We start from the raw sequence: 25,737 nt of genomic DNA, 5'->3' as shown, positions 1-25,737 counted from the left end.
GGTTAGTTGTTTGTCAATTTCTCGATATTGCATACGGCTATGCCGATGACTCCTGCGAGCATGTAGAGCCAGCTGGCCCAGGCGAGCTTAAACCCCGAGGGCAGCACGTGGGCAAAGAAGAGGCAGAGGACGATGGATATGCCGAAGAAGAAGGATGCGGGTATGCGGCTCATCTTCGCCGTGAGCTTCAGGTTGGTCGACTCGTCGAGGACCACCAGCATGGGCGCCAGGAGGATGAGGGCGGAGAGGAAGCGGGAGAATCCCAGTCCGTCGCCCTCGAAGAGTATCTTCAGTCCGCATACTTTGGTTTTGCCCGCCACATCTACTGCCGAGCAGAAGCCGAAGAGGATGAACATGATGATGGCGATGGCGATGATGAGGGATGCCTTGTATTGCTTGGTGAATTTGACCAGATTGTCCATAATATATATTATTAATGTGTAACACTGTGGCGGGAGGGGTGGGCCTATTCCCGCCGTTGACAACTCTTTATTGGCGCATCACCTCGAGCTTGAAGGTCTTGGCATCGCGGCATCCTTTCTTGATGGCGGCACTACCGAAGTGGATTTTGCTGAACTTGACAGGTGTGCCTGCCTTGACGAGCGAGCATCCGTCGGCCTTCTCGACCTCGATGCTGCCCACAGAGACCTTGTAGACCTGCTTCCCTTCGGCGTCGTAGCCTACGAGATATACCTGCTCGTTGCCGAGGACGTACTTGAGGTCGGTCTTGATGTCAGAGGCAGCCACGGCTTCGCCGTTGACCTGGAACGACGGCTCGAGGTCTGACTTGCTGAAGAAGTCGGTAAACTCGAGCGACAGCGGGGTGGTCACGTCGAACCCACATTCGTCCAGCTTGATGGGCTTGCCGTTGAGCGCCTTTGCGCTTTCCTCTATCTTGACCTTCCAGGTCTCCGTCATCTTCTCAGACTTCTCGATGAGGGCTTTCTTCTCGGCTTCGGTCTTGATGTCTTTGGCTTGTTCCCTCAGTTGCTCCTTCTCCTTTACAAACTGTTCGTACCTGTCGGGGAGCTCACCATACAGGCTGTTGTCTTCTGAGCCGCTTCCCGAACATGCAGACAGGAAGGGCATGCACATGGCGATGAGAGCCATAGTTTTAAGTTTCTTCATAGGTGTTGAGTCTGTTTAGTTATTTATGTGATGTGTAATGGTTGTCGTAAGCGGCGTAGTCTCTACGGTTGCAAAGATAAGCTATGGCGGAGCAAAGACAGTTAACAATCTCTCAATTTATCGTTCACAAAGGATAAACTGAGGTAACAATGCGTAAAAAAATAATTAACAATTTCACAAAGGGCTGATGCTCAGTTGCATCCGTCCTTGCGATATCGGGTGGGTGAAATGCCTTTGAGCTTGGAGAAAACTCGGATAAACGATTGTGAGCTGTTGAAGCCCGAGAGCTCGGCTATCTTCATGATGTTGGCATCGGAGCCGTCGAGCAGGGTACACGCGTACTCGATGCGGGCGCGGTTGACATAGTCATAGAAGCTGCACTCTTCTTCCTTGTTGAAGAACTCGCTGACATAGGTGCGGTTGGTGCCTATGGCGGTGGCTATGTCTGACACCTTGAGATTGGGGTTGAGGAAAATCTGGTCCTTGTCGAAGAGCAGGCTGATGCGCCTGCCTATCTCGGACATCTCGGTCTCGGTGGCGTCGGCGGCGGGCGTGGGGTCGGTGTCCATACCGTCGTAGAGCTCGTCGAGCACCGACTCGTGCTTATACATATTATAAGCTATAAACATCCATAGCACCAGCGAAGAGCTCATATAGAGTATCTCAAACGAATAGCCCGCATGCAGACTGTCGGCTATCCAGAGCGCCAGCATGAGCACAAAGGAGAGGAAGATGGCGCGCAGCCAGTTGAGGTTGATGTTCTCGGTGTAGGAGAAGCGTCGCTTCAGCTCTCTATGGTATCTGGGGATGGCGAAAGCAGCCCAGATGGTATAGCAGAGACCATAGACAAGGGCCTCGAGTATCTCGGCATAGTAGTAGATGATGTCGCGGGTGATGAAGAACAGGACAAAAGGCACGATGAACAGCAGCTCGTGGATGATGATGGTGCGCCGGGTGAGGCTGGCGGGGCTGCACAGCTCGATGAGGGTGAAGGCATAGAGCGGGATGGCTATCACATCAGACGAGGTGATAATCATCCAGTCGGTCTCGTCGAGCTCGGCTATGGGCTTGATGAAGAGGAGGTCCTTGAGGCACTGCATGCCGATGACCAGCATCAAGACGGTGACCAGTCTTGACAACAACTCCTTGTCCTTGCGGTAGAAGAGCCACGCCATCATGAAGTAGAACATGACGCAGAGGCCGTAGATGAAATATATGGCGTACAGCATTAGGTCTATAATTAGTAGGTGATAATCTCTCTGCGCCTCGGACCGGGGCAAGTCTATGGGCGCTGACCGCAAAAATACAAATAAAAATCGAGCCGTCCATTCCTTTTGTCCGATTATTTGTCGGCGGCGGTGCATTTTCCTCTTCCGCCGCGACGGGGCGGGTGGTTACTTTTTCATTCGTTTGTTACTCTGTATAAGCAATTATTTGTAATTTTGCAGCGTATATGACGCAGATATCATCCATACAGGCTCTGGAGCAGCAACGCGTGCTGCTCAGGCTGGAATATGAAACGGAGAAAGAGGAATTTCGCCAGCAGACCGAGGAACGCGGTGTGGCGCGACTGGTGAAGCGTGGCGACGTGTGGCTGCCGCTGCGCGTCGGCAACACCTTTTACAATTCCCTCAACCAACTGGCTGTCGAGGTCTTCCGCACCGACAACCAGGATATCGAGCACAACTTTGAGTATGGCCGCCCCGTCACCTTCTTCCGCATGGTGCCCGACGAGCATCATCCCCGTGAGCACCGTCTGCATTACTTTGACTTCACCGGCGTGGTGAGCTATGTCGACGGCGACCGCATGGTCGTCACCCTGCCCGACAACGGACGGGTGGGCGCCCTGTCGGCTTGCAGCGACAAGGTGGGTGTGCAGCTCTACTTCGACGAGACCAGCTACCGGCTTATGGCCGATGCCCTGGACCGCGTCGTCCATGCCCGCGGCAACCGTCTGGCCTATCTGCGCGACCTCTTCTACAGCCATGCCGCTCCGGCGCGCTTCACCTTCGACGACATCAAGCTGCCCTGGCTCAACGCCACCCAGCAGCACGCCGTCAACGAGGTGCTCAGGGCCAAGGACGTGATGGTGGTGCACGGCCCTCCCGGTACGGGCAAGACCACCACCCTGGTTGAGGCCATCTATGAAGTGCTGCGCCGCGAGAGTCAGGTGCTGGTGTGTGCGCAGAGCAATATGGCTGTCGACTGGATTTCCGAGAAGCTCGTGGACCGTGGCGTCAACGTGCTGCGCATAGGCAATCCCACCCGCGTCAACGACAAGATGCTCGCCTTCACCTATGAGCGCCGCTTCGAGTCGCACCCCGACTATCCGCAGCTCTGGGCTATACGCAAGGCCATCCGCGAACTGCGCCGGCAGCGCCGCCACACCGAGAGCTTCCATCAGAAGATGGACCGGCTGCGTGAGCGTGCCGTCGAGATAGAGATGCGCATCAACGGGCAGCTCTTCGGCGAAGCCCGCGTGATAGCCTCTACCCTCACCGGTGCTGCCAACCGCATCCTGGAGGGTCAGAAGTTTGGCACCCTGTTCATCGACGAGGCTGCCCAAGCCCTCGAAGCCGCCTGCTGGATACCCGCCCGCCGTGTGCAGCGCATCGTCTTTGCCGGCGACCACTGCCAGCTGCCTCCCACGGTGAAGAGTCTGGCTGCCATGCAAGGCGGACTCGGTGTGACGCTCATGGAGCGCATCGTGGGCAATCATCCCGAGGCTGTCACCCTGCTGCAGACCCAGTATCGCATGAACGAGCAGATTATGCGCTTCTCCAGCGACTGGTTCTATAAGGGCCGCGTGGAGTCGGCGCCCGATGTGCGCTTCCGAGGCATCCTCGACTACGACAACCCCATCGAGTGGATTGTGCCCGACACCGCCATCGACGGCGAAGATGCCGACACTGCCTTCCGCGAGCAGTTTGTGGGTGACAACTTCGGTCGCATCAACAAGGGCGAGGCACGCTATACTCTCGACACGCTCCAGGCCTACTTTGACAAGATAGGGCGCCAGCGTGTGCTCGACGAGCGCATCGACGTAGGCATCATCTCGCCCTACCGCGCCCAAGTCCAGTATCTGCGCCAGCTCATCCGTCGTCGCGAGTCGTTCAGACCCTTCCGCCACCTCATCAGTGTCAACACAGTCGATGGCTTCCAGGGTCAGGAACGCGACATCATCCTCATCTCGCTCGTACGCTCCAACGACAGCGGTCAAATCGGCTTTCTGCGCGACCTGCGCCGCATGAATGTCGCCATCACCCGTGCCCGTATGAAGCTCATCATCCTGGGCAACGCCGACACCATGACCCGCCACCCCTTCTACCGTCAGCTCTGGGACTATATACAGACCATCAACCACGACAACCAATCATGATACAAAAGGACTATTATCTGCGAATGATAGAAGAATTTGGCCGCGCGTTGGCCAACTTCATGGAGCGGCGTCATGACGCTGCGCGCCGCGACCGTGAGATGGCCGACCTCTACCGTCAGTATGTGGGCGACTACACCCTGGTGCGCAACCTCTCGCTCGAGGAGACTATGGTCTATGCCCACGACCAGTGGGCTGATGACGAGCGTATCGGCAGACTTGGCATGCTTGCCGAGCTGCTTTATGCCGAGGCCACCTACTGTGCTGTCCCGATCAGTACGCTGCTCTACGACAAGGCCTACCGGCTCTATGACTATGTAGAGACTCATGGCGATACCTACTCGATAGACCGCCATAACAAGATGGAGGCCATTCGCCGTATCTTAAAGGACAAAGGATAACAACAATATGGGTAATACCACCGACATGACCGTAGGGTCTCCTACGCAAGGCATACTCCGCTTTGCGTTACCACTTATTCTGGGATACATACTCCAGCAGATGTATCTCGTAATCGACGCTGCCATCGTGGGGCGGTGGGTCGGCGTGGAAGCGCTTGCCGCCATTGGCGCCAGCTCGTCCATCACCTTTCTTATCATGGGCTTCTGCAACGGCTCGTGCGCGGGATTTGCCATCCCCGTGGCGCAGACCTTCGGTGCGCACGACTACTCCAAGATGCGCGCCTATGTGGCCCACTCGCTGCGCATAGGAGCCGTCATCGCCGTGATACTCACCGTGCTCACCGCGGTTTTCTGCGCCCGCATCCTGCGGGTGGTCAACACCCCCGACGACATCTTCCATGATGCCTACATCTTCCTGCTGCTCACGTTTCTCACCATTCCCTTCACCATAGCCTACAATCTCCTCTCGGGATTTATCCGTGCCTTGGGCAACTCCCGTCAGCCCTTCTACTTCCTCATCGTCTCGTCGATGGTCAATATCGTGCTCGATGTGATACTTATCCTCGGTATGGGCATGGGCGTCGAGGGCGCCGGCATCGCTACGATGCTCTCCCAGGCGCTGGCTGCCGTGCTCTGCTGGGTTTACATCCACCGCACGCTGAAGATGCTTATCCCCCACGGCGACGAGTGGACCTATCACGACAGCATGACCGGACATCTGCTCAACAGCGGTATCCCCATGGGACTGCAGTTCTCCATCACCGGCATAGGCATCATCATGCTCCAGAGCGCCAACAACGCCCTGGGCACCACCTATGTGGCAGCCTTCACCGCGTCTATGCGCATCAAGTATCTCTTCACCTGTGTCTACGAGAACATCGGCGTGGCTATGGCTACCTATTGCGGCCAGAATGTGGGAGCCCGACAGATAGGGCGCATAGCCCGCGGCGTGCGCTCTGCCATGGCCATCATGGCGGTCTATACCGTCTTCACCCTGGCGGTCATCTACCCCTTTGCCGACCAGCTTATGATGCTCTTCGTAGACAGTGGGCAGAGCGAGATAGTGGCTCTGGCTGCCCAGTTTATGCGTATCAACAACTACTTCTTTGTCATCGTTGGACTGCTCTGCATCTTCCGCTACTCCATCCAGGGCATGGGCTTCAGCAATCTGAGCATGCTGAGCGGCGTGATGGAGATGATTGCGCGCAGCGGAGTGAGCCTGTGGCTTGTGCCAGTCTTCCACTTCACCGGAGTGTGCTTCGGCGACCCCACCGCATGGCTCGCCGCCGTGCTCTTCCTTATCCCCGCCTACCTGTGGGTCTACCGCCGACTCAGCCGCACCACTCCGCGCCCCGTCGCCATGTAGCCCATGGGGCGGGGGAGTGCACTGGCGACTCTGCAGCGGGTCCATGAGACGGATATTCAGCCCGCCGTACTTACTTTTTTGGTGATAAGTTTGGTCATAATCACCATTATTACTATCTTTACAACCTCGAAAACTTAAACAGTCTATGTTACGAAAAGATTATACCTTTGAAGTGTGTGCCAACTCAGTTGAGAGTTGTCTCGCAGCCCAACGTGGAGGCGCCGACCGTGTAGAACTCTGCGCCGCCATACCCGAGGGAGGCACTACTCCCTCTTTCGGAGCGATTGCGTACGCCCGCCACAATCTGGATATCAAGCTCAATGTCATCGTGCGTCCTCGTGGCGGCGATTTCCTTTATTCGCCGATTGAGGTAGCCACGCTCCTGGCCGACATCGATACCCTGCGACCGCTCCAGGTCGACGGCATCGTGACGGGAGCCCTCACCGCCGACGGCGATATCGACCTGCGGCTGATGGAGGCGGTCATGGATGCAGCCCAGGGCATCCCTGTCACCTTCCACCGTGCCTTTGACCGATGCCGGAGACCGCAGGAAGCGCTCGAGCAGCTTATCTCCCTGGGCGTGAAGCGCGTGCTCACGTCGGGCCAGCAGCCCACAGCGCTCGAGGGAGCCACCCTGCTGCGACAGCTGGTAGACCAGGCTGCCGGACGCATCATCATCATGCCCGGCTGCGGCGTCTGCGAGACCAATATTGCCCGCATAGCCCAGCTCACGGGTGCCCGGGAGTTCCATTTCTCTGCCCGCGAAGCCGTCAAGAGTTCCATGCGCACCCGCAACAGCGAGGTCAAGATGGGCAGCGATGATATAGACGAATATACAAGGATGGTTACCACCTCGCGACGCGTGGCCGACACCATCTCAGCCCTCTGTGGCCAATAAGACAGTGACTATGACAAGATTACTCATTACCCTGCTCCTGCTCTGCACGATGGGAGCCAAGGCGCAGACCTCACAGACTCTCGCCGACTTCAATGCCCGCAAGGCGGTGCTTACCCATGGACATCTTTTCGACATCTTCCATCGGCCTATGACCGACGGTGAGCGCGACGCCATGCGTTTCCTCTACGCCTACATGCCCGTCAACGACATAGCCGACTACGACGGCGACTTCTTCCTCAACCAGGTGCGCGCCACGCTCAATGTGCGCACCCAGGTGGGTTGGCAGGTGCCCGACGAGGTCTTCCGCCACTTCGTTCTGCCTATCCGTGTCAACAACGAGAACCTCGATACCGCCCGTCTTGTGTTCCAGCGCGAACTTCTTCCACGCGTTCGAGGCCGCCGGCTCTACGACGCCGTGCTCGAAGTCAACCACTGGTGTCATGAGAAGGCCAACTATCAACCGTCCGATGCACGTACGTCGTCGCCACTTGCCACGGTGCGCACCGCCTGGGGCCGTTGTGGCGAAGAGTCCACGCTCCTGGTGGCAGCCCTGCGCTCGGTGGGCATCCCCGCGCGCCAGGTATATACTCCGCGATGGGCACATACCGACGACAATCATGCCTGGGTCGAAGCCTGGGTCGACGGCCGCTGGTATTTCCTTGGTGCCTGCGAGCCCGAACCGGTACTCAACCTGGGCTGGTTCAATGCCCCAGCCAGCCGCGGCATGCTGATGCACACCAAGGTGTTTGGCCGCTACAACGGGCCAGAGGAGGTGATGCGCCGCACAGCCAACTACACCGAAATCAACGTGATAAGCAACTACGCCCCAGCCGCCCCGCTCACTGTCAGGGTCACCGACGCCAAGGGCCGCATTGTCCAGGGCGCGCGCGTGGAATACCGCATATATAATTATGGTGAGTTCTTCCCCGTCTCCATCCAGACCACCGACGCCAAGGGTCAGGTGTCGCTCTCGGCAGGCTACGGCGATATGCTCGTCATAGCCACCCACGGCTCGGCCTATGGCTACAGCCGCGTGAGCTTTGGCCGCGAGCCGATGGTCACCGTTGCCCTCAGCCATAAGATTGGCGAGCGCCACAGCGCCGACATCGACATCACTCCCCCCAAGGAGAATGCGCAGATACCCACCGTCACCCCAGCCCAGCGAGCCGACAACGACCGCCGCTTTGCCATCGAAGACTCCATCCGCGCCGCCTACCGCGCCACCTTCATGCAGGGTGTGGGCGACCAAGCCACCCGCTGGGGCGACCGGGCCCGTTCATTCATGGTCAAGGCCGAAGGCAACTGGCGCACCATCCACTCCTTCCTCGCCGCAGCCGACGAGAGCGAACAGATGGCGCGTGCCCTCGACCTGCTCTCTACCCTCACCGACAAGGACTTGCGCGATGTCAACCCCGAGGTGCTCACCGACGCGCTCTCCCTTACTCCTGCCGACGCCTCGGTATTCCATGTACTGGCGCCGCGCGTGTCGCAAGAGTGGCTCACCCCCTACCGCAGCGTGCTTGCCTGTGCCCTGCGCCCCGTCTTGGGCTCGCGCTGGGGCGATGTCGACGCCACGATCGCCTTCTGCCGCGACAGCATCACCCGATGCGACACCCTCGCCACCTCGGGTACCTTCACCACCCCCGTCGGTGTGCTGCGCTCGCGTCTTGCCGACCTGCGCTCGCTCAAGGTCTTCTTCACCGCCCTCTGCCGTACCCAGGGCATCGAGGCTTGGGTCGACGGCGTCACCGGCAATGTCTACTACCGTCGGGGCGATGCCACGATGTCGGTCAACTTCGACTCTGCCGCCCCCGCCGTCACCGCCACCACGCCCCTTACCCTCTCCTTTACTCCACAGCGTCATCTCGACGACCCCGAATACTATACCCATTTCACGCTGAGCCGTTACCAGAGCGACGGCACCTTCGGTCTGCTCAACTATGATGAAGGTGCGCGCTGGTCCAAGCTCTTTGCCCAAGGCTGCCAGGTCGAGCCAGGCTACTATCTGCTCACCACGGGCACCCGACTTGCCAACGGCAGCGTCAAGGCCCATATCGACTTCTTCCCCGTAGCCCACAAGCCCGTGAGCCAGGCACTCACCGTGAGAGAGGCCACCAACGAGGTGAGCGTCATCGGTTCGGTCAACTCCGAGGGACGCTTCCGCCTGGCTGCCACAGGTGCCGAGACGAGCATACTCCTTACCGCCGGACGCGGCTACTTTGTAGTGGGCGTGCTCGGAGTGGGTCAGGAGCCCACCAATCATGCCCTCCGCGACATCGCCCAGCGACGTAGCGAGTTCGAGGCATGGGGCCGCACCATCGTGCTGCTCTTCGCCAGCGATGCCGAGTACCAGAAGTACCTCAAGTCGCCCATCCCCGGACTGCCCTCGACGGTGGTCATGGGCGTAGACACCGACGGCCAGATAGCCGCCGACCTGCGCCAGCGCATGCGGCTTGCCGACACAGCGCCGCTGCCCCTCTTTGTCATCGGCGACACCTTCAACCGCGTGGTCTTCGAGAGCCATGGCTACACCATCGGCATGGGCGACCAGCTGCTCAAGACCATCCGCGGACTGTAATCCAACTATACGACAACAAATACAAACATTATGATAGACAATAGTGTAAGAGAGAAGATACTGGCACTCATGGCGCGCGAAGTGGTGCCGGCAGTGGGCTGCACCGAGCCCATGGCAGTAGCCCTGTGTGTGGCTCGTGCCACAGAGATACTGGGCCGCGAGCCCGAGCGCATCACGCTCTTTCTGAGTTCCAATATCCTGAAAAACGCCATGGGCGTAGGTATTCCCGGAACGGGCATGATAGGTCTGCCCATAGCCGTGGCGCTGGGAGCCCTCATCGGCAAGTCTGAGTATCAGCTCGAGGTGCTCAAGGACCTCACCCCCGCCACCCTGGAGCGAGGCAAGCAGTATCTCGCCGGCGACCACATCAACATACAGCTCAAGCAGGGCGAGTGCGACAAGCTCTATATCGAAGCCATCTGCGAGACGACGGGCAACCACGCCACAGCCATCATCGAGGGAGGCCATACCGCCATCGTCTTCGAGGAGCGCAACGGCGAGGTCATCACCGACCGCCGCACCAGGCGTGGCGACGAGGCCGAAGACGAGGCTGTCAAGCTCAATATGAAGCTCGTCTACGAGTTTGCCCTTACCGCCCCCATCGACGAGTTGCAGTTTATCCTCAAGACCCGCGACCTCAACATGCGCGCAGCCGAAGAGTCCATCAAGGGCAACTACGGCCACTGTCTGGGCAAGACCATGGACCGTCCTCTGAGCCATGGTATCTTTGGCAACACCATGTTCTCGCACATCATATCCAAGACTGCGCTGGCGTGCGATGCACGTATGGGAGGCGCCATGATACCCGTGATGAGCAACAGCGGTTCGGGCAACCAGGGCATCTGTGCCACCAACCCCGTGGTAGTCTTTGCCCAGGAAAACGAGAATACCGAGGAAGAGCTTATCCGCGCCCTCACGCTCAGCCACCTCACGGCTATCTACATCAAGCAGAGCCTGGGCAGACTCAGCGCCCTCTGCGGATGCGTGGTGGCGAGCATCGGCTCCAGCTGTGGCATCACCTACCTCATGGGAGGCAGCTACGACGACCTCTGCCATGCCGTCAAGAACATGATAGCCAACCTTACGGGCATGATATGCGACGGCGCCAAGCCCAGTTGCTCACTCAAGATATGTTCGGGCGTATCGACAGCCCTGCTCTCAGCCCTGCTGGCGCGCGAGGGCAAGTTTGTGACCAGCGCCGAGGGCATCATCGACTCCGACGTAGACCGCTCCATACGCAACCTTACCAGCATAGGCAAGGAGGCGATGTGTGCCACCGACGACATGGTGCTCCGCATCATGACCGGCAAGTAGTCTCTCCCCCTCGGGGGCGGCACCGCAGCCGCCCCCGATATCCGAACATCTATTATTGCTAATCTCTAAACCACACCCTTTATGAAGAAGATACTCTCTGCCATCGGCATGCTGCTACTGGCACTCTCTGCCTATGCCGACGGCACCATACTGTTCAGTACAGCCCAGGGCGGCATCGATGTTGCGCCTTACCGCATCCCGGGCATTACCTGTGGCTATGGCGGACGCCTCATTGCGAGCGTGGGCCGTCTGGTCTGCGGCACCGACCCAGGCTTCGGACGCGTAGACTGTGTGGTCAAGATAAGCACCGACAATGGCGCCACATGGAGCGAGCGTGAGATAGAAGCGGCGGAGGGCGATGCCTCGCTCATCAACAATGTCAAGACGCCTATGGCGGCTGCTTATGGCGACCCTGCCATCGTGATGGACCGCGAGAGCCATGAGGTGCTCATGATGGCTGTGGCGGGCTGCACCGTCTATGGCTACGCCAGCACCAACCGTCATAACCCCAACCTCATAGCAGCCATACGTAGCATGGATGGAGGCCTGACCTGGCAGCAGCCGATAGAGCAGACCGAGGCGATATATGGCCTGTTTGACCAGACCCACCCCATAGATGCAGCCTTCGTGGGTGGAGGCAAGATATTCCAGAGCCGGGTGGTCAAGGTGGGCCGCTACTACCGCATCTACGCAGCCCTCACCGCCCGCCCCAAGGGCAACCGCGTCATCTACTCTGATGACTTCGGACGCACATGGGCTGCCCTCGGCGGACCCTCGGCGCTGCCCGTGCCCGACGGCGACGAGGCCAAGTGTGAGGAACTGCCCGACGGGCGCGTCGTCATCACCAGCCGCACGGCGGGAGGCCGGTGGTTCAACCTCTTCACCTACGACGATGTCAAGACAGGCAGCGGCAGATGGGACGAGCAGACCAAGGCCACGATGAGCGGCATGGCGCTCACGCCCAGCACCAACCCCACCAATGGCGAGATGCTCATCGTGCCGGCAGTGCGCACCAGCGACGGCAAGCCCGTGCACGTGATGCTGCAGTCGGTGCCCACGGGCACGGGCCGCAACAACGTGAGCATATTCTACAAGGAACTTGCCGATGCCTCTGATATGCGCGACGTGCGCGCACTGGCCGAGGGCTGGGACGGCTATTATCAGGTCAGCCCCACTGTGTCGATGTACAGCAGCATGGACCTCCAGGCCGACCACCGCATAGCCTTCTTCTACGAAGAGACACTCACGCGGTGGGGCTCCAAGCCAATCCCGTCAGCACCAGTTTTCCCAAGGGTGAGGGCGAGCACAACTACGACGGCTGCGAGAATGTCTACAAGTCGCTCGCGCTCGAGACCATCACCGCCGGGAAGTACCGCGTGAGATAACCCATCGTCGGGCGTAGCCCGGCAGCCCCATACGCAGAAACAGGAACTCGTTGCATGTCCTCTGGAGGATGTGCAACGAGTTCCTGTTTCTGTATCTGCCCCATTCGGGGCTGTATCTGCCGTCGGGCCGTGGCGCCGCCGGTCAGCGTATGTACTGGTCTACGAAGAGTCTTACCCTCCTGGCATACTCCTGAGGATGGTCGCGGAAACTCATGGCGTGTATAGAGCCCCGCGCTATCCACATCTGCTTGGGTTCGGGCTTGGCGTCGTAGAGCCGCTGCATCATGGCAAAGGGCACATAGGTGTCGCGGTCGCCATGGATGAAGAGCATGGGCTTGTGGCAGCGCGCCACCTGGCGCAGCGGAGATGCCTCGCCAAACGACCAGCCGTAGCGCAGCTTGCACTGCAGACTGGTGGTATAGAGCAGCGGGAAGGCAGGCAGGTGGAACTGGCTGGCGAGCTCGTGCTCGAACTCGTCCCACACGCTGGTATAGCCACAGTCTTCGACGAAGCACTTGACATAGTCGGGCAGACGCTCGCCAGAGACACACATCACCGTGGCGGCGCCCATCGAGATGCCGTGGAGCACCATCGCCGTGCCCTCGGTGCCGCCCCAGAGGCTGTCGGCCACCGCCATCCAGCGCATCACGTCGAGCCGGTCTTTCCATCCCATCTGCACGCCTTCGCCCTCGCTCTTGCCGTGGGCATGGAGGTCGGGCAGCAGTATGTTGTAGCCCATGTGGTGGTATATCGACGCCACGTGCATCATGCCCATGCCGTTGTCGCGATAGCCGTGAACGAGCACCGCCACCCTGCGGCTGGGCTCGCTGGCGTTGATGTAGGTGGCATGGTGGCGCTCGCCCGTGGGCATCAGCACCACGGTGTCGTGCAGCGCATGACTATGTTTCAGACTGTCAGCCCAGGGCCGCAACTGCGGACTCTCGCTGATGATATTGTCCAGTCGCCAGGGCAGATTGTGACCGTGGCGCATCTTGGGGAAGAGCGAGTAGTCGAGCATATAGGCGCCGGCAAGTGCCAGCACCACCACGATGACTACGGTGGCTATGCCTATGCCCCATCCCCATCGGCGCAGACGCCGTGCAAGTAGGTTGTCCATAGAATACAAGTATATATACGACTGCAAATTTACGAAAACATCCTCACAATGACCGCATCTGCCGCCCAAAAAGTTTGCCGATGCCACCGTCGTGACCACCATTGGCGGCTCGTAACATAAGTCACGAGCCCACGTATCGGAAGGCACGAGCCCTCGTATCATAAGTCACGTGTCCACGTATCGTATGTTACGAGCCCGCCCACGCCATCGCCACGGCTCTATGCGTGGCGATGGCCCTGCCGGATGGCATCATTTTCGACCCCACAGCGCCACCGCCCACGGTGGTCGCGCCGTGGGGCCTTATATATAATAAGGTATTGTAAACAAAAAATAACGACAATTCGGCTGACACTAAACATTTTTTTGTTAACTTTGCACGAGATTATACTAAAGACTATACAATAAATGGATAAAGTAAGTTATGCTTTAGGTCTCGGCATAGGCCGCCAGCTCACCGACATGGGAGCCAAAGACCTGAATATCGATGATTTTGCACAGGCCATCAAGGACGTGCTTGCAGGTGGTGAGGTGAAACTCTCTGACGCGGAGGCGCAGACCATCGTGCGCAATTTCTTTGACGAGCAGGAGAAGAAGCAGCGTGCCGCTGCTGCCGAGCGCTTCAAGGAGAACAAGACCAAGGGTGAAGCCTATCTCAAGGCCAATGCTGCCAAGGAGGGTGTGGTCACTCTGCCTTCGGGTCTGCAGTACCAGGTACTCAAAGAGGGTAACGGCCGTCAGCCCAAGGCTACCGACCAGGTGCGCTGCCACTATGAGGGTATGCTCATCGACGGTACCATGTTCGACAGTTCTGTACAGCGCGGCGAGCCTGCCGTATTCGGTCTCAACCAGGTTATCGCAGGCTGGACCGAGGGTGTGCAGCTCATGAAGGAAGGCGCCAAGTATCGCTTCTTCATCCCCTACAATCTGGGTTATGGCGAGCGCGGTGCCGGCCAGTCCATCCCTCCCTTCTCGGCACTCGTCTTCGATGTAGAACTCATCGACGTGCTCTAATCTTAAAAGAACAATCAAAATCAAATCTCTTATAAGAATGAAAAAGTTTTCAATTGTAGCCGTTTTGGCTATCATGGCCGTTGCCTTTACCGGTTGCGGCAACTCTGCTCCAAAAGCAAACCTGAAGAACGATGTGGACACCCTGACCTATGCCATGGGTATGCTCCAGTCTCAGGGTCTGAAGGACTATCTCGTAGGCCGTATGGGTATGGACACAACCTATATGGACGAGTTCTTCCGTGGTCTTAACGACGGTGCCAACGCTGGCGACGACAAGGCCAAGGCTGCCTACTATGCCGGTATCCAAATCGGTCAGCAGGTTGCCAACAACATGATTAAGGGCATCAACCACGAAGTGTATGGCGAAGACTCTACCAAGAGCATCTCTCTGAAGAACTTCCTCGCCGGTTTCATCGCTTCTACCGCCGGTCAGAAGACCCTCTTCACCGACATGGAGGCTCAGGTAAAGGTTCAGACCCTGATGCCCATCGTTCGCAGCAAGCGCCTGATGAAGGAGTATGCTCCCAACAAGGAGGCTGGCGAAAAGTTTATGGCTGAGAACAAGAAGAAGGCTGGCGTGGTATGTCTGCCTTCAGGTGTACAGTACAAGGTCATCAAGGAAGGTAACGGCCCTCTGCCCAAGGACACCAGCATGGTCAACGTGCAGTATGAGGGCAAGACCATCGACGGCAAGGTATTCGACTCTTCTTATCAGCGCAAGCAGCCTGCCAAGTTCCGTGCCAACCAGGTTATCAAGGGTTGGACCGAGGCTCTCACCCACATGCCTGTAGGTTCGGTATGGGAGGTTTACATTCCCCAGAACCTGGCTTACGCCGACCAGGAGTCTGGCCCCATCAAGCCCTTCTCTGCCCTGATTTTCAAGATTGAGTTGCTGAGCATTGAGAAGTAATCACGACACTCATGAAAAGACTTATATTGTTAGCACTCGTCGTCATGGCGGGTGCTACTTTTAATTTAGCCCTGGCCGACAAGAAGAAAAAGAAGGAGGCCAAGCCCGCCGCCGTGGCTGTGGTGCGTACCCTCAACACCGGCGCCGACTCGCTGAGCTATGCCGCCGGACGCTATGTGACCCAGGGGCTGGAGAGATATCTGCAGCAGGAGTATCAGGTAGACACCGCCTATATGCACGACGTGCTCACAGGTTTCGACTATGCCGCCTCGCGACAGAGCGACCCGCAGTATCGTGCCTACAACGCCGGCTGCCAGCTGGCGCGTATGCTCTTTGCCCGCATCGTACCCACCCTGCAGGACGAGTTTGCCGCCTCTAAGGACAGCATCAACCTCGACCTGCTCGCAGCCGGTTTCCGCGACGCCCTCGCCGGCGACACCACGCTGATGGCTGGTCATGCCGCCTTCAACTACTTTGAAGCGCGCGTGCGCGCCGACCGCGAGGCTGCCGAGGCGCAGTACAAGACTGCCAACGAGAAGTGGCTCGCCGACAACAAGACCCGCGAAGGCGTGAAGACCACCGCCTCGGGTCTGCAGTACAAGGTCGTGAAGCAGGGCACAGGTGCCATTCCCACCAAGGACGACAAGGTAGAGGTGAAGTATGAAGGCAAGCTCATCGACGGCACCGTCTTTGACAGCAGCTACAAGCGCAATCCGTCGACCGTCGAACTGGGTGTGAACCAGGTCATCAAGGGATGGACCGAGGCGCTGTGCATGATGCCTGTAGGCAGCGAGTGGGAACTCTACATCCCCGCCGGACTGGCTTACGGTGCCCATGCCAACGGCCCCATCAAGGGCAACTCGACCCTGATATTCAGCCTCCAGCTGGTGGGTATCAAGGACAAGGCCCAGGATAAAGACAACAAATAAGTCGCGGCGCTCTGCCGTGACGCAGACCTATAGAGCAATGAAGAAGATAGTGTTTCTTACCGGTGCCGGCATGTCGGTAGAGAGCGGTTTCAAGACCTTTCGCGGCAACGATGGGCTCTGGGAGAATTACCCCGTAGAGCAGGTGGCGTCGCACGAAGGATGGGAAGCAGACCCTACGCTCGTCACCAATTTCTATAATATGCTCAGACAGAAACTCTATTCGGCGCAGCCCAATGAGGGCCACCGCATCATCAGCAGTCTGGAGCACGATTACGACGTCACGGTGGTTACCCAGAATGTCGACGACCTGCACGAGCGTGCGGGCTCGAGCCATGTCATCCATCTCCACGGCGAACTGGCTAAGGTATGCTCGAGCCGCGACCCTTACAATGAGGCTTACATAGAGACCCTCGATGCCGACCACGCTGTGGTGAAGCCCGGCACACTCGCCGGCGACGGCAGTCTGCTGCGTCCCTTCATCGTGTTCTTCGGTGAGAGCGTGCCTATGATTGAGCCCGCTGCCGAGGCGATGAGTCAGGCAGACATTGTGGTGGTCATCGGCACCTCGCTCAATGTCTATCCTGCCGCCGGACTGCTCTACTATGCGCCTGCCCATGCTCCTATCTATCTGATAGACCCCAACGGGGTGAACACAGACATGAGCCGCGTGACCCATCTGCCCTACGGGGCGTCTGAGGGCATGCGCCGGCTCAAGGAACTGCTGTAGGCACCGTCTGCCATAAACGATAACGAGAGTATCCATATCTGCTGCACTCGAGCGGATATGGATACTCTCGTTTTCTATAGATGCCCCGAGGGCCATGACGGTGGCGCGGGGCTACACCTTATTATATATATAGGGGCATGACGCCTCCTGCCGCGCCAGCCTAAATCACCTGGAGGGCGAAGTGCTGATAGTCGTGGGCGACGGTGCGCAGCAGGTCGGTGGCGTCCATCCCGGGCTCGCGCTTGATGTCGAGCATGCGCTCTATCTTGGTTGCGAGCTGCTCTACCTGCTCGTCGCTGTAGACCACCTGGTCGTCGAGTATGTGGTTGACCACGTCTATCTGCCCCAAGGACAACTGCTGCACCTCGGGGTAAAGGGGCTTGTAGTCGGAGCGGGCATAGGAGAACTCGGAGAGCGTGAAGTGCATCTGGTCGGTACGTGGGGTGCGTATCACCATGGTTCCCGCCGCCAGGTCGCCCAACCGCTGGTTGCGGCGGGTGCAGATGATGGCGATGATGCCTATGTTCATGAGGTAGACGTCTATGAGCAGAAACAGCCAGCGCAGCAGGATGGCTCCCAAGGTGGGCGCCGAGCCGTCGACCATCACCACCCGCGTCTTCATGATCATCTTGCCTAAGGTGCGGCCGTCCAGAAAGAACTCGCAGATGACCGAATAGAAGAGGATGGGCGATAGGAGCAGCAGGATGTATAACACTCTGAACAGAGAGTCGCCGAGGCCAAGCGGGTCAAGCAACCAATTGTACTTGTCGAAGGCGGTCCAGAGCGCAAAGAAATACACGCCGATGACGATGTAGTCTATGATGCGCGCCACCAGCCTTTCGGCGACACCGGCGGGAGTCTGCGTGAGGCTCACGAACTGAGAGGTAATGATATCCGAGGTCTTCATGTCACCAGTTGTTGTGTTTGATTTCCAGATACTTATTGATAACATCGACCGAGAGCCGCTCGGGGGTGGTGCGCAGACCGAGTATGCCGTGGCGGTTGAGTCGGGTCATGATGACCAGCTGCTCGCGCTCCATCTGTTCGGCCACGACATGGGTATAGTGGTCTTCCACGCTCCGGGGTGTGGTGGCGAGGTATTCGTGGAGCTCGTTGTTCTCGAAGTAGACCACCAGCAGTCGGTGCCGACGCGCCAACTGGCAGAGGTAGGGCAGCTGGCGGTCGAGGCTCTGGGCGTTGCTGAAGTTGGTATAGAGGATGAGCAGCGAGCGCTTGGTAAGGTGCTTCTCGACGCCCTCGACCAGGGCAGAGTAGTCGGTCTCTCCGAAGTCGGTATGTACGGCATAGAGGCTCTCCTGGATGCGCTCCATCTGCGAGGGGCGGTTGGAGGGCGGCAGAAGGGTGTCCATACGCTCGTTGAAGGCGATGAGTCCGGCGCGGTCTTCACGGTGTATCGCCACATAGGACAGCACCAGCGAGGCATTGATGGCATAGTCGAGCAGGGTCATGCCCCGGAAGGAGCGCTGCATCACTCTGCCCTTGTCGACGAGGCTCATCACCTGCTGGGAGCGCTCCGCCTGATAGACATTGACCATGAGCTGATGGCGGCGGGCCGATGCCTTCCAGTTGATGGTACGGAACTCGTCGCCGGCGACATAGTCCTTAATCTGCTCAAACTCTGTATTGTTGCCCGCACGGCGTATGCGCTTGATGCCCATATCGCGCAGCCGGTTGCTGATGGCAAGCAGTTCGTACTGGCGCAACTGCAGGTAGGAGGGGTAGACCTTGACGTCGGTGGGGGTGCCACAACTGTAGCGGCGCTGCACCAGCCCGAGCATCGTGGTGGCAAAGACGCGGATAAGGCCAAACCCGTAGACGCCACGCTCCACGGGCCGCAGTCTGTAGGTGACGGTGGCTCCGCCATGGGCTGCCACCTTGAGGGCAAACGCCACGTCGCGACGCTGGAAGACAAAGGGTATCTCGTCGGTCACCGTCAGCGCCACGCCGAAGGGATAACGGCTGGCGATGTGGATGTCTACCTCGTTGTCGTCGCCGTTGGAGAAGCGCTCGGCGCAGGTTCGCTCGGCGCTGATGGCCCTCCAGAGCCACAGAGCCGCAGTCTCGGCCAGTACCGCCAGCACCAGTGCCAGTGTGAGCAGCCGCCCCAGACTGTAGAGGGGCAGCCACACGTAGCCCATGGCGGTCACCATGACCACCACGCCAAGCATCAGGTAAAAGCGGGAGGTAAGAAACATGCTGTCGATGGTTATTGCGGTACTTCGACCTTGTCTATCAATCGCTGGGCGACCTGAAGGGGAGTGTAGCCCTGCATCTCGGCTTCGGCGGTGAGCAACAGGCGGTGGTGCATCACAAAGGGCGCCACGGTCTTGATATCGTCGGGGGTGACAAAGTCGCGCTCCTGCAAGAGGGCGTAGGCTTTGGCCGACGACAGGATAGCCACGGCTGCACGCGGCGAGGCTCCCAGATAGACGGCTTTGCTGTGGCGGGTTGTGTCCACAATCTCGGCGATGTAGCGCAGCAGCGAGGCTTCGACGCGCACCTGCTGGGCGGCGTCGCGCAGCGTGGTGAGGTCGGCGGGGGTGAGCAGCGGCTCGAGCCGGTCTACCCTCGTGAAGGCTGCCGATGCCTGGTGGCGCAACAGGATTTCCACCTCTTCGTCTGTGGAGGGATAGTCCATCGTTATCTTCATCAGAAAGCGGTCCAACTGGGCTTCCGGCAACTTGTAGGTGCCCTCTTGTTCCACCGGGTTCTGCGTCGCGATGATGGTAAAGACATCGCTCATCGCGCGGGGCGTACCGTCGACGGTCACCTGCCGCTCCTCCATCACCTCGAAGAGGGCTGCCTGGGTCTTGGCGGGAGCTCGGTTAATCTCGTCGGCCAGCACCACGTCGGCGAAGACAGGTCCGGGGTGGAAGTCGAAGTCTCCGGTCTTCATGTTGTAGACCGTGGTGCCCAGCACGTCGCTCGGCATGAGGTCGGGGGTAAACTGCACGCGCGAGAAGCGGGCGTCGATGAGTTGGGCCATGACTCGGGCCAGCAGGGTCTTTGCCACGCCGGGCACGCCCTCAATCAGCACGTGTCCGCGGGCTATCACGCTGGTCAGCAAGAGGTCGGTGGCTTGTGTCTGGCCCACTATGATTTGCGCAATGCTGTCTCGCAGCGCCTGTATCTTGGTGGTGCAGGGTGTGGGGATGGTTGATAGTTCTTCCATATTTATCTCTGTGTTATAGGTTCTTGATGATACGGTTCATCTGACCAATGAGACGCACCATATCGTCATCGCGGATGGCGAGCTGGTCATCGCGGATGGCGTGGAGTTCATCCAGGAGCGCGCCGAGGTCATAGATAGACACGTGGGAGGCATCGCTGAGAGCGCGCACATGGTCTTGCCGATTATGGCGGTCATTGAGGTCAATGTCGAGGGTATTGCGGACCTGGTCGGCGAGCATGCCAAACTTCTTGAGTACCAGGTCGGAGTTGTCGTGATGCTCATAGTAGAGTTTGCCGATAAGTCTGACAAACTCCATGTCATGGTTCTTCTTTTCGGGGATGATGGGGATGACGCGCTGACGGCGTCGGGCGGTGAAGATGATAAAGACCAGCGCGCCCGCGATTATCGTGTAATAAGCCCAGCGCAACGGTGGCTGCGAGAGGATGTAGGACAGCGGCGAGGCGTTGTGCTTGTCGGCGTCGGCGCCTATCACTGCACCGCCTTTCATCGAGGCGTCGAGTCTTACCACGGGCTTATCGGCGAGGGTGTTCATCAGGCGCATCACATAGGGCTGGGTGGAAGGAGAGATGATGCCGAAATTGGTAAACAGCAATGGCGTTGTCACCACGACGAGACGGCCTCTGCCATACTCTACCATAACTGCCTTGTAGTCGTTGTCAGGTTTGTACTCGTCGTCATAGTAGGGGCTGACGCAATGGCTCAGGATGTAATAGCGGCGATGGACTGCAGCTGCAGAATCGATATTGACCACACCGGCGAGGAGCGTTTTGTATATGCGGTAGTCGGCATCGGGATAGTCGATGCAACGAGGAAGGCGGTGGCGTTTGGTGCCATGGGCGTCCTTGTAGACCGCCCGATAGTGGAGGGTGTCATAGAGGTCGTCGCTGTTATGGGCGAGCTTGTTTTTTATTTCATTGTAAAAGAAGTTGGCGTAGGTAATGCACTGGAGACCAAAAGCCTTGTCGGCGTTGCTGTCTTCGTAGATGTCTACGCCCACCAGCATCACGGTAGAGCCTCTGTCGAGCAGCCGCTTGATATCGGTGATGTTGGCATCGGTGAGCTTGCCGTCGCGGGCCACTATCAGCACATTGTTACTGCCGCTGTCGGCTACGGTTTCGCGCAGCGTGGCTCCCGTAGCCTTATACCCCCGAGGCATAGTCTGCACCATCACGCTGTCGAAGACGAAGCAGCCTAACGGGTTCTTGTCTTCGTGGGCAAAGGTGGGTGTCCACACGAAGCGCGAGGGTCTGATGAGCAGTATGGCGAAGAGACCCACGACCAGGATGACTATCCCCACGATGTAGCGCGTGGTGATTTTCATGCCTCACCTCCTTCCTCGCAGTCGGCGGGACAGATGGCGCGCTGATAGCGCATGGCTTCGTCTACCTGCTCACGACCACAGTCGTAGCCGCCATAACGCACCCTGAGAAAGAGCGTGACCAGACGACGCATATCGACCGTCCCCACCTCGCGGGCATACTGCATTGGCGCCTTGGACTTGCGCCATTTTATGCGTTGGGCGTCATTCAGCCACCGCAGAGTCTGCAGATAGACGAGTCTGACGGCAGCCCGATGGTCGTTGCGGTCCAAGGCACGGCGGATGAGGGCATCGAAGTCGATGCCGTAGATATTGTCCTCGGTCACCTCGTAGTCTATGGCACTGCCCTTGTTGCTGCGGGCAAAGAGCGAGGGATGTCTGATGACGATGAAGAGTGCGATGGCCACCGCGATGACTATGGCGATGACAATCCAGAGCCCCTGGTTGCTGTCAGCGAGTGTCACCCACGAGAAAAATCGTGAAAGATACTCCTGCAACTGCTTCCCCAGCCATTCCCAGAACGATATATCGCTCTGCAGCAGTTCGCTGCCATAGTTGTAGCTGCCGTCTTCTCGCCAGCGCGCCATGATAGCCGTGTCGGTTACGAGTGTGTCTATGGGAAGGGTTGCCATCAGTAGAATTATGGAGGGTTATGCGTCAGATGATATCTGTCTTGTCGCTCTCGTCGTCGGTGTCTTTGTCCTCAGCCGATGGGCTTGTGGAAGCCTCGCCACCGAGGTTCTCAAACTCGTCGACAGTCTTGGTCATCGACACGCCGTCTACCTTCTCGGCGGCATGACCGTAGTAGAACGCCAGACCCACATGGAGCAGCGCGTAGCCCACAAACATGCCATAGAGGGCGAGGATGGCTGAGAGGTAGTTGATGAGGGTAAACCAGAAGGACGAGGTAAACTGCAGAGAAGAGGTCCCTTGGTCTACTCCCGCTATCGCCTGGATGATGGCGAGTATGTAGAACGGCATACTCAGGGCTGTACTTACCAGCGAGCAGATGAGGTAGAGTATTATGACGAGCCCTATCAGTCCTAACAGTACGCGGTAACCGTAGCGCATGGCCTGCTTGAAGGCGCCCGTTACGGTCTGACCGCCCAGGATGTAGGCTGGACCAGACAGGAAGAGAGGTACAACCGCCACTGCCATCGCTATAACCAGCACGAGGGCTACGCCTATCCAGGGAGTGCTGACTGTCGACGCCAGTCCCACCACTATAGCGAAAACTACTATCAATAAAATGCCGAAGGCGGCTATCAGGAAATAGAGGTTCACCATCTTGCGGATGTTCTGCCACACCGTAGGCTTGATGTCGGCATAGGTGATCCCTTTGAGCCTGTCGGGGCGAGCCCAGTATTGCTGCATGAGCGTGTAGACCACACCTGCGAGCACTACTGATGCCAGAAACGACACGAGGATGGTAAGCATATAATTGGTACCGAGGCTGAGCATGCCCAATTCACTTTCGCCCATCGCCTCCATCTTCATGACTTGCCCTAAGGTAGACATGTAGCACAATGCACCCACTGCGCAGAGTGGCAGGATGAACGCGGTGAGGAAGCGGAACAGGGTGCGGAAGTTCTCGCTCACGAAGTCGAACGTGGCAGACAGGTTCTCTGAGAATGTACGGCGTGCATAGAGGTCTACACGTGGGCGTTGGAATTGTTTCATAAGTCTTTATTTGTTGATTTGTTAAACAATGTGCGTGGGTAAATGATGTAGTAGAAGACGACAAACGCCGCCGAGAGCAGGATGACCGTCAGCCTTATCGCGTCGGGTATATGTGTGTGGCGGGTGATGTAACTCTCCACAAATCCGGCTATCACAAAGATGGGCACCGTGCCCACCACTATCTTCAAGCCTCGCTTGACGCCCCGCCGAAACGACTCTATCCGGCTGTAGGTGCCGGGGAAGAGCCAGCCGTTGCCCATGGCTATTCCGGCAGAGCCCGCCACGATGATGGCAGACAGCTCGAGCGTGCCGTGGAGCATCACGGTGAGTATGGATTTCCACAACAGCCCGTTCTGGGCGAAGAACGCCTCGAAGCAGCCAAACATTACGCCGTTGTTGAACAAGTGGAAGGCGGTGAAAAAGCTGGTAAAGATACCCTCGAGATAGATGACAAACGCCACATAGATATTGTTGGCGGTAATCGTACTAAACATGGAGCTTTCGGAACCAGAGGCGTAGATGGCAAAGGGCTCTCCCCGCTTGATGTTCGTTATCGTCATGTCCATATAGCTGTCGCCCAGGATGTAGCGGCAGAACTCTGGCACCGCCATCTGTGACACCACGCCTATGGCTGTGCTCACGATGAATATTATAGCCGACAATGCCAGCAGCCGGCGTGCATCATACATCACCAGAGGCACCTCCTGCGTCCAGAATGTGATGATGCGTTTGCGCTTCTCACGCTTGTTGCGGTAGATGGCATTGTGGAGCACCACCGCCAGATTGTTGAGATACCCGGTAATGCGCGATGTGGGGTAGTGGGTCTGGGCAAATGCCAGGTCTGAGGTCACGCGGATGTACGCCGCCGATATGTCGTCGGGCGTCTCGATGGTCAGCCGGTCCAGCATAGCCTCTATCTGCTGCCATTCTTTGATGTTCTGGCGTATAAAGAGTATCTCCTTCATCCGTGTTTACCTTATATATTATATATATGGTGGCAAATGTAATAAAAAAAAGAGAACCACACAATATTTGCGGTTCTCTTTCTCATATTATTTTCTTGGTTCAAACAGATTGCGACGCGGGAAGGTGGGGCCGTACTTCTGTCGCAGCCGCTCAAAGAGCGCCATGGTGTCGTGGGAGAAGGCGTGGCCCTTCCAGGTACTGGTGTTGGTGATGAAGACCCAACATTCGCCGTCGGGATAGCGCAGCACAAGCGCACTGGTGCCCACGAGCGACCCCGTGCGCACCCAGGGGCTATTGCGCGGGGTGCGGTTCCAGCCCAGCGAGTAGTCGTGGTCGGGCATCTCGCGCGTCATGTCGGCCACCGACTTGCTGCTGATGACGTCGGGCAATACCTTGCAGCCGTCTATCGCTGCCACAAGGCGGCAGAGTTCGGCTGCCGACCCGCACCAGGCACCCGCACCCGCCAGGCGGGGGATGTCGTTCTCGCCGTAGCACTTCTCGACCAGCCGCCCGCTGTTGTTGAACTCATAGGTGGGCTCGCAGGTCAGGTGCATATAGTATCGGCACTCGTTGGGACGGCGGTCCTTGTAGTAGTTGCCCGCGATGTGGAAGTCATAACACCCCGCAGGCTCCAGCACATGGCGCTGCATAAACTGCTCATAACTCATGCCCGAGCGGCGGGCTATAATCTCGGAGAGCAGCATATAGCCCAGATTGCTGTAATGACGGGCAGTACCGGGGGTGAAGCCCAGACGCCGCCGCAGCACGATGCGGAGCAGCGTGCGATGGTCGGGAGGCGTGGCCAGACGGTTCTGCATCATGATATAACGTGTCGAGAACATCGGGTCACCGGCGTAGTTGGTGAAGCCGCCCTTGTGGCGCAGCAGGTCTTCGACAGTAATGTCAAAGTGGCGCTTGTCGCGGATGACGTTGGTATAGGCGGTGTCGGAGAGTATGCCTTTAGGACCGAACACGTGGTCGCTGAGGCGCAGTCGGCCCATGTCGCGCAGTTTCATTATGCCCACGGCGGTGACGAGTTTCGACACCGACGCCATGCGCATGATGTGGCTGGGCTGCATGGCCACTCCCTCGTCGGCCTTGCCAAACCCGCGGGCGTAGACGAGCGAGTCGTTGCGGGAGATGGCGAGCTGGGCGCCGTTGATTTCCCATCGGCGCAGATAGCGGGCTATGACCGAGTCCATCTCTTCAAATTCGGCACCGCCGGCATTCTCGTTGGTGAGATGCTCGTTGAGTCTGTATCTGCGGTCTACCAGCGTGTCGGCGTCCTTGTGGTGGCTGCTGCACGAGCACGAGCATCGGCAGATGGCGGCGATGATGACTATGATGATGGTGAGGCATCCGCCACAGGTAAGCCTTACCCGTGTGCGGTATTCTTTCCTTATCCTGTATTTCTTCATG

23 protein-coding genes are annotated in these 25,737 nt (G+C 58.3%); 11 read left to right on the top strand and 12 right to left on the bottom strand.

The genetic code is table 11. The features are described from left to right. Positions 1-2 precede the first annotated feature (2 nt). The 3 genes from CIK87_RS08320 to CIK87_RS08310 form a co-directional block, all read right to left on the bottom strand. Positions 3-422, bottom strand: a complete 420-nt coding sequence (locus tag CIK87_RS08320; protein WP_094386800.1) for a hypothetical protein — start codon at positions 420-422, stop codon at positions 3-5. A gap of 67 nt (positions 423-489) precedes the next feature. After that, the gene (locus CIK87_RS08315) at positions 490-1,128 is read right to left on the bottom strand and encodes a hypothetical protein (RefSeq protein WP_022310501.1); all 639 of its coding nucleotides are present in this window, start codon (positions 1,126-1,128) and stop codon (positions 490-492) included. Between the two features lie 191 nt (positions 1,129-1,319). After that, entirely contained in the window at positions 1,320-2,357 is a 1,038-nt protein-coding gene (locus CIK87_RS08310) for an AraC family transcriptional regulator (RefSeq protein ID WP_158214777.1), read from the bottom strand. A gap of 224 nt (positions 2,358-2,581) precedes the next feature. Between CIK87_RS08310 and CIK87_RS08305 the strand changes: the two genes are divergently transcribed. From CIK87_RS08305 to CIK87_RS08275, 7 genes are all read left to right on the top strand, one after another. Continuing rightward, positions 2,582-4,507: an AAA domain-containing protein gene (locus CIK87_RS08305; RefSeq protein ID WP_094386798.1), complete on the top strand. Its 1,926-nt coding sequence runs from the start codon at positions 2,582-2,584 to the stop codon at positions 4,505-4,507. Next, positions 4,504-4,905, top strand: a complete 402-nt coding sequence (locus CIK87_RS08300) for a hypothetical protein (protein ID WP_094386797.1) — start codon at positions 4,504-4,506, stop codon at positions 4,903-4,905. The genes CIK87_RS08305 and CIK87_RS08300 overlap by 4 nt, the downstream gene beginning before the upstream one ends. 7 nt (positions 4,906-4,912) lie before the next feature. Continuing rightward, positions 4,913-6,271, top strand: a complete 1,359-nt coding sequence (locus CIK87_RS08295; RefSeq protein WP_094386796.1) for an MATE family efflux transporter — start codon at positions 4,913-4,915, stop codon at positions 6,269-6,271. Positions 6,272-6,416: 145 nt separating this feature from the next. Further along, the gene (locus CIK87_RS08290) at positions 6,417-7,169 is read left to right on the top strand and encodes a copper homeostasis protein CutC (protein WP_094386795.1); all 753 of its coding nucleotides are present in this window, start codon (positions 6,417-6,419) and stop codon (positions 7,167-7,169) included. A 10-nt stretch (positions 7,170-7,179) separates the two neighbouring features. After that, on the top strand, positions 7,180-9,747 hold the full coding sequence (locus CIK87_RS08285) for a transglutaminase family protein (RefSeq protein WP_094386794.1): 2,568 nt from the start codon (positions 7,180-7,182) through the stop codon (positions 9,745-9,747). A 30-nt stretch (positions 9,748-9,777) separates the two neighbouring features. After that, positions 9,778-11,061 carry a serine dehydratase subunit alpha family protein gene (locus CIK87_RS08280; protein WP_094386793.1) on the top strand — a complete coding sequence of 428 codons (1,284 nt, stop codon included), beginning with the start codon at positions 9,778-9,780 and terminating at the stop codon, positions 11,059-11,061. A gap of 81 nt (positions 11,062-11,142) precedes the next feature. Continuing rightward, positions 11,143-12,441, top strand: a complete 1,299-nt coding sequence (locus CIK87_RS08275; protein ID WP_094386792.1) for a sialidase family protein — start codon at positions 11,143-11,145, stop codon at positions 12,439-12,441. Positions 12,442-12,588: 147 nt separating this feature from the next. On the opposite strand, the gene CIK87_RS08270 is transcribed toward CIK87_RS08275, so the two are convergent. Then, positions 12,589-13,563, bottom strand: a complete 975-nt coding sequence (locus CIK87_RS08270) for an alpha/beta hydrolase (protein WP_022310491.1) — start codon at positions 13,561-13,563, stop codon at positions 12,589-12,591. Positions 13,564-13,968: 405 nt separating this feature from the next. On the opposite strand from CIK87_RS08270, the gene CIK87_RS08265 reads away from it, so the two are divergent. From CIK87_RS08265 to CIK87_RS08250, 4 genes are read left to right on the top strand one after another with little or no spacing between them, the layout of a single operon-like run. Beyond that, positions 13,969-14,574: an FKBP-type peptidyl-prolyl cis-trans isomerase gene (locus CIK87_RS08265; RefSeq protein ID WP_022310490.1), complete on the top strand. Its 606-nt coding sequence runs from the start codon at positions 13,969-13,971 to the stop codon at positions 14,572-14,574. Positions 14,575-14,611: 37 nt separating this feature from the next. Then, the gene (locus CIK87_RS08260) at positions 14,612-15,484 is read left to right on the top strand and encodes an FKBP-type peptidyl-prolyl cis-trans isomerase (RefSeq protein WP_022310489.1); all 873 of its coding nucleotides are present in this window, start codon (positions 14,612-14,614) and stop codon (positions 15,482-15,484) included. Positions 15,485-15,495: 11 nt separating this feature from the next. After that, the gene (locus tag CIK87_RS08255; RefSeq protein WP_094386791.1) at positions 15,496-16,413 is read left to right on the top strand and encodes an FKBP-type peptidyl-prolyl cis-trans isomerase; all 918 of its coding nucleotides are present in this window, start codon (positions 15,496-15,498) and stop codon (positions 16,411-16,413) included. Between the two features lie 37 nt (positions 16,414-16,450). Continuing rightward, entirely contained in the window at positions 16,451-17,140 is a 690-nt protein-coding gene (locus CIK87_RS08250; RefSeq protein ID WP_094386790.1) for an NAD-dependent deacylase, read from the top strand. Between the two features lie 160 nt (positions 17,141-17,300). On the opposite strand, the gene CIK87_RS08245 is transcribed toward CIK87_RS08250, so the two are convergent. From CIK87_RS08245 to CIK87_RS08210, 8 genes are all read right to left on the bottom strand, one after another. Next, positions 17,301-18,047: an RDD family protein gene (locus CIK87_RS08245; RefSeq protein WP_158216223.1), complete on the bottom strand. Its 747-nt coding sequence runs from the start codon at positions 18,045-18,047 to the stop codon at positions 17,301-17,303. A gap of 1 nt (position 18,048) precedes the next feature. Beyond that, positions 18,049-19,356 carry a DUF58 domain-containing protein gene (locus tag CIK87_RS08240; RefSeq protein WP_094386788.1) on the bottom strand — a complete coding sequence of 436 codons (1,308 nt, stop codon included), beginning with the start codon at positions 19,354-19,356 and terminating at the stop codon, positions 18,049-18,051. An 11-nt stretch (positions 19,357-19,367) separates the two neighbouring features. Next, positions 19,368-20,333 (bottom strand): MoxR family ATPase, encoded by a 966-nt coding sequence (locus CIK87_RS08235; RefSeq protein ID WP_094386787.1) that lies wholly within the window; start codon positions 20,331-20,333, stop codon positions 19,368-19,370. Between the two features lie 13 nt (positions 20,334-20,346). Further along, positions 20,347-21,675, bottom strand: coding sequence for a DUF4350 domain-containing protein (locus CIK87_RS08230; protein ID WP_094386786.1), 1,329 nt, complete (start codon positions 21,673-21,675; stop codon positions 20,347-20,349). Further along, complete coding sequence (locus CIK87_RS08225) at positions 21,672-22,304, bottom strand: DUF4129 domain-containing protein (RefSeq protein WP_094386785.1); 633 nt, start codon at positions 22,302-22,304, stop codon at positions 21,672-21,674. The genes CIK87_RS08230 and CIK87_RS08225 overlap by 4 nt, the downstream gene beginning before the upstream one ends. 25 nt (positions 22,305-22,329) lie before the next feature. Further along, on the bottom strand, positions 22,330-23,352 hold the full coding sequence (locus CIK87_RS08220; RefSeq protein WP_094386784.1) for a hypothetical protein: 1,023 nt from the start codon (positions 23,350-23,352) through the stop codon (positions 22,330-22,332). After that, positions 23,349-24,317, bottom strand: coding sequence for a stage II sporulation protein M (locus CIK87_RS08215; RefSeq protein ID WP_022310480.1), 969 nt, complete (start codon positions 24,315-24,317; stop codon positions 23,349-23,351). Before CIK87_RS08215 ends, CIK87_RS08220 begins: the two co-directional genes overlap by 4 nt. A gap of 87 nt (positions 24,318-24,404) precedes the next feature. Beyond that, a complete protein-coding gene (locus CIK87_RS08210; RefSeq protein ID WP_254046534.1) occupies positions 24,405-25,736 on the bottom strand; it encodes a serine hydrolase in 1,332 nt (443 codons plus the stop codon). Position 25,737: the final 1 nt, after the last annotated feature.

It is taken from the genome of Prevotella sp. P5-64 (assembly GCF_002251285.1).
Classification (GTDB): domain Bacteria; phylum Bacteroidota; class Bacteroidia; order Bacteroidales; family Bacteroidaceae; genus Prevotella.
This window is presented reverse-complemented; position numbering and strand designations above follow the sequence as displayed.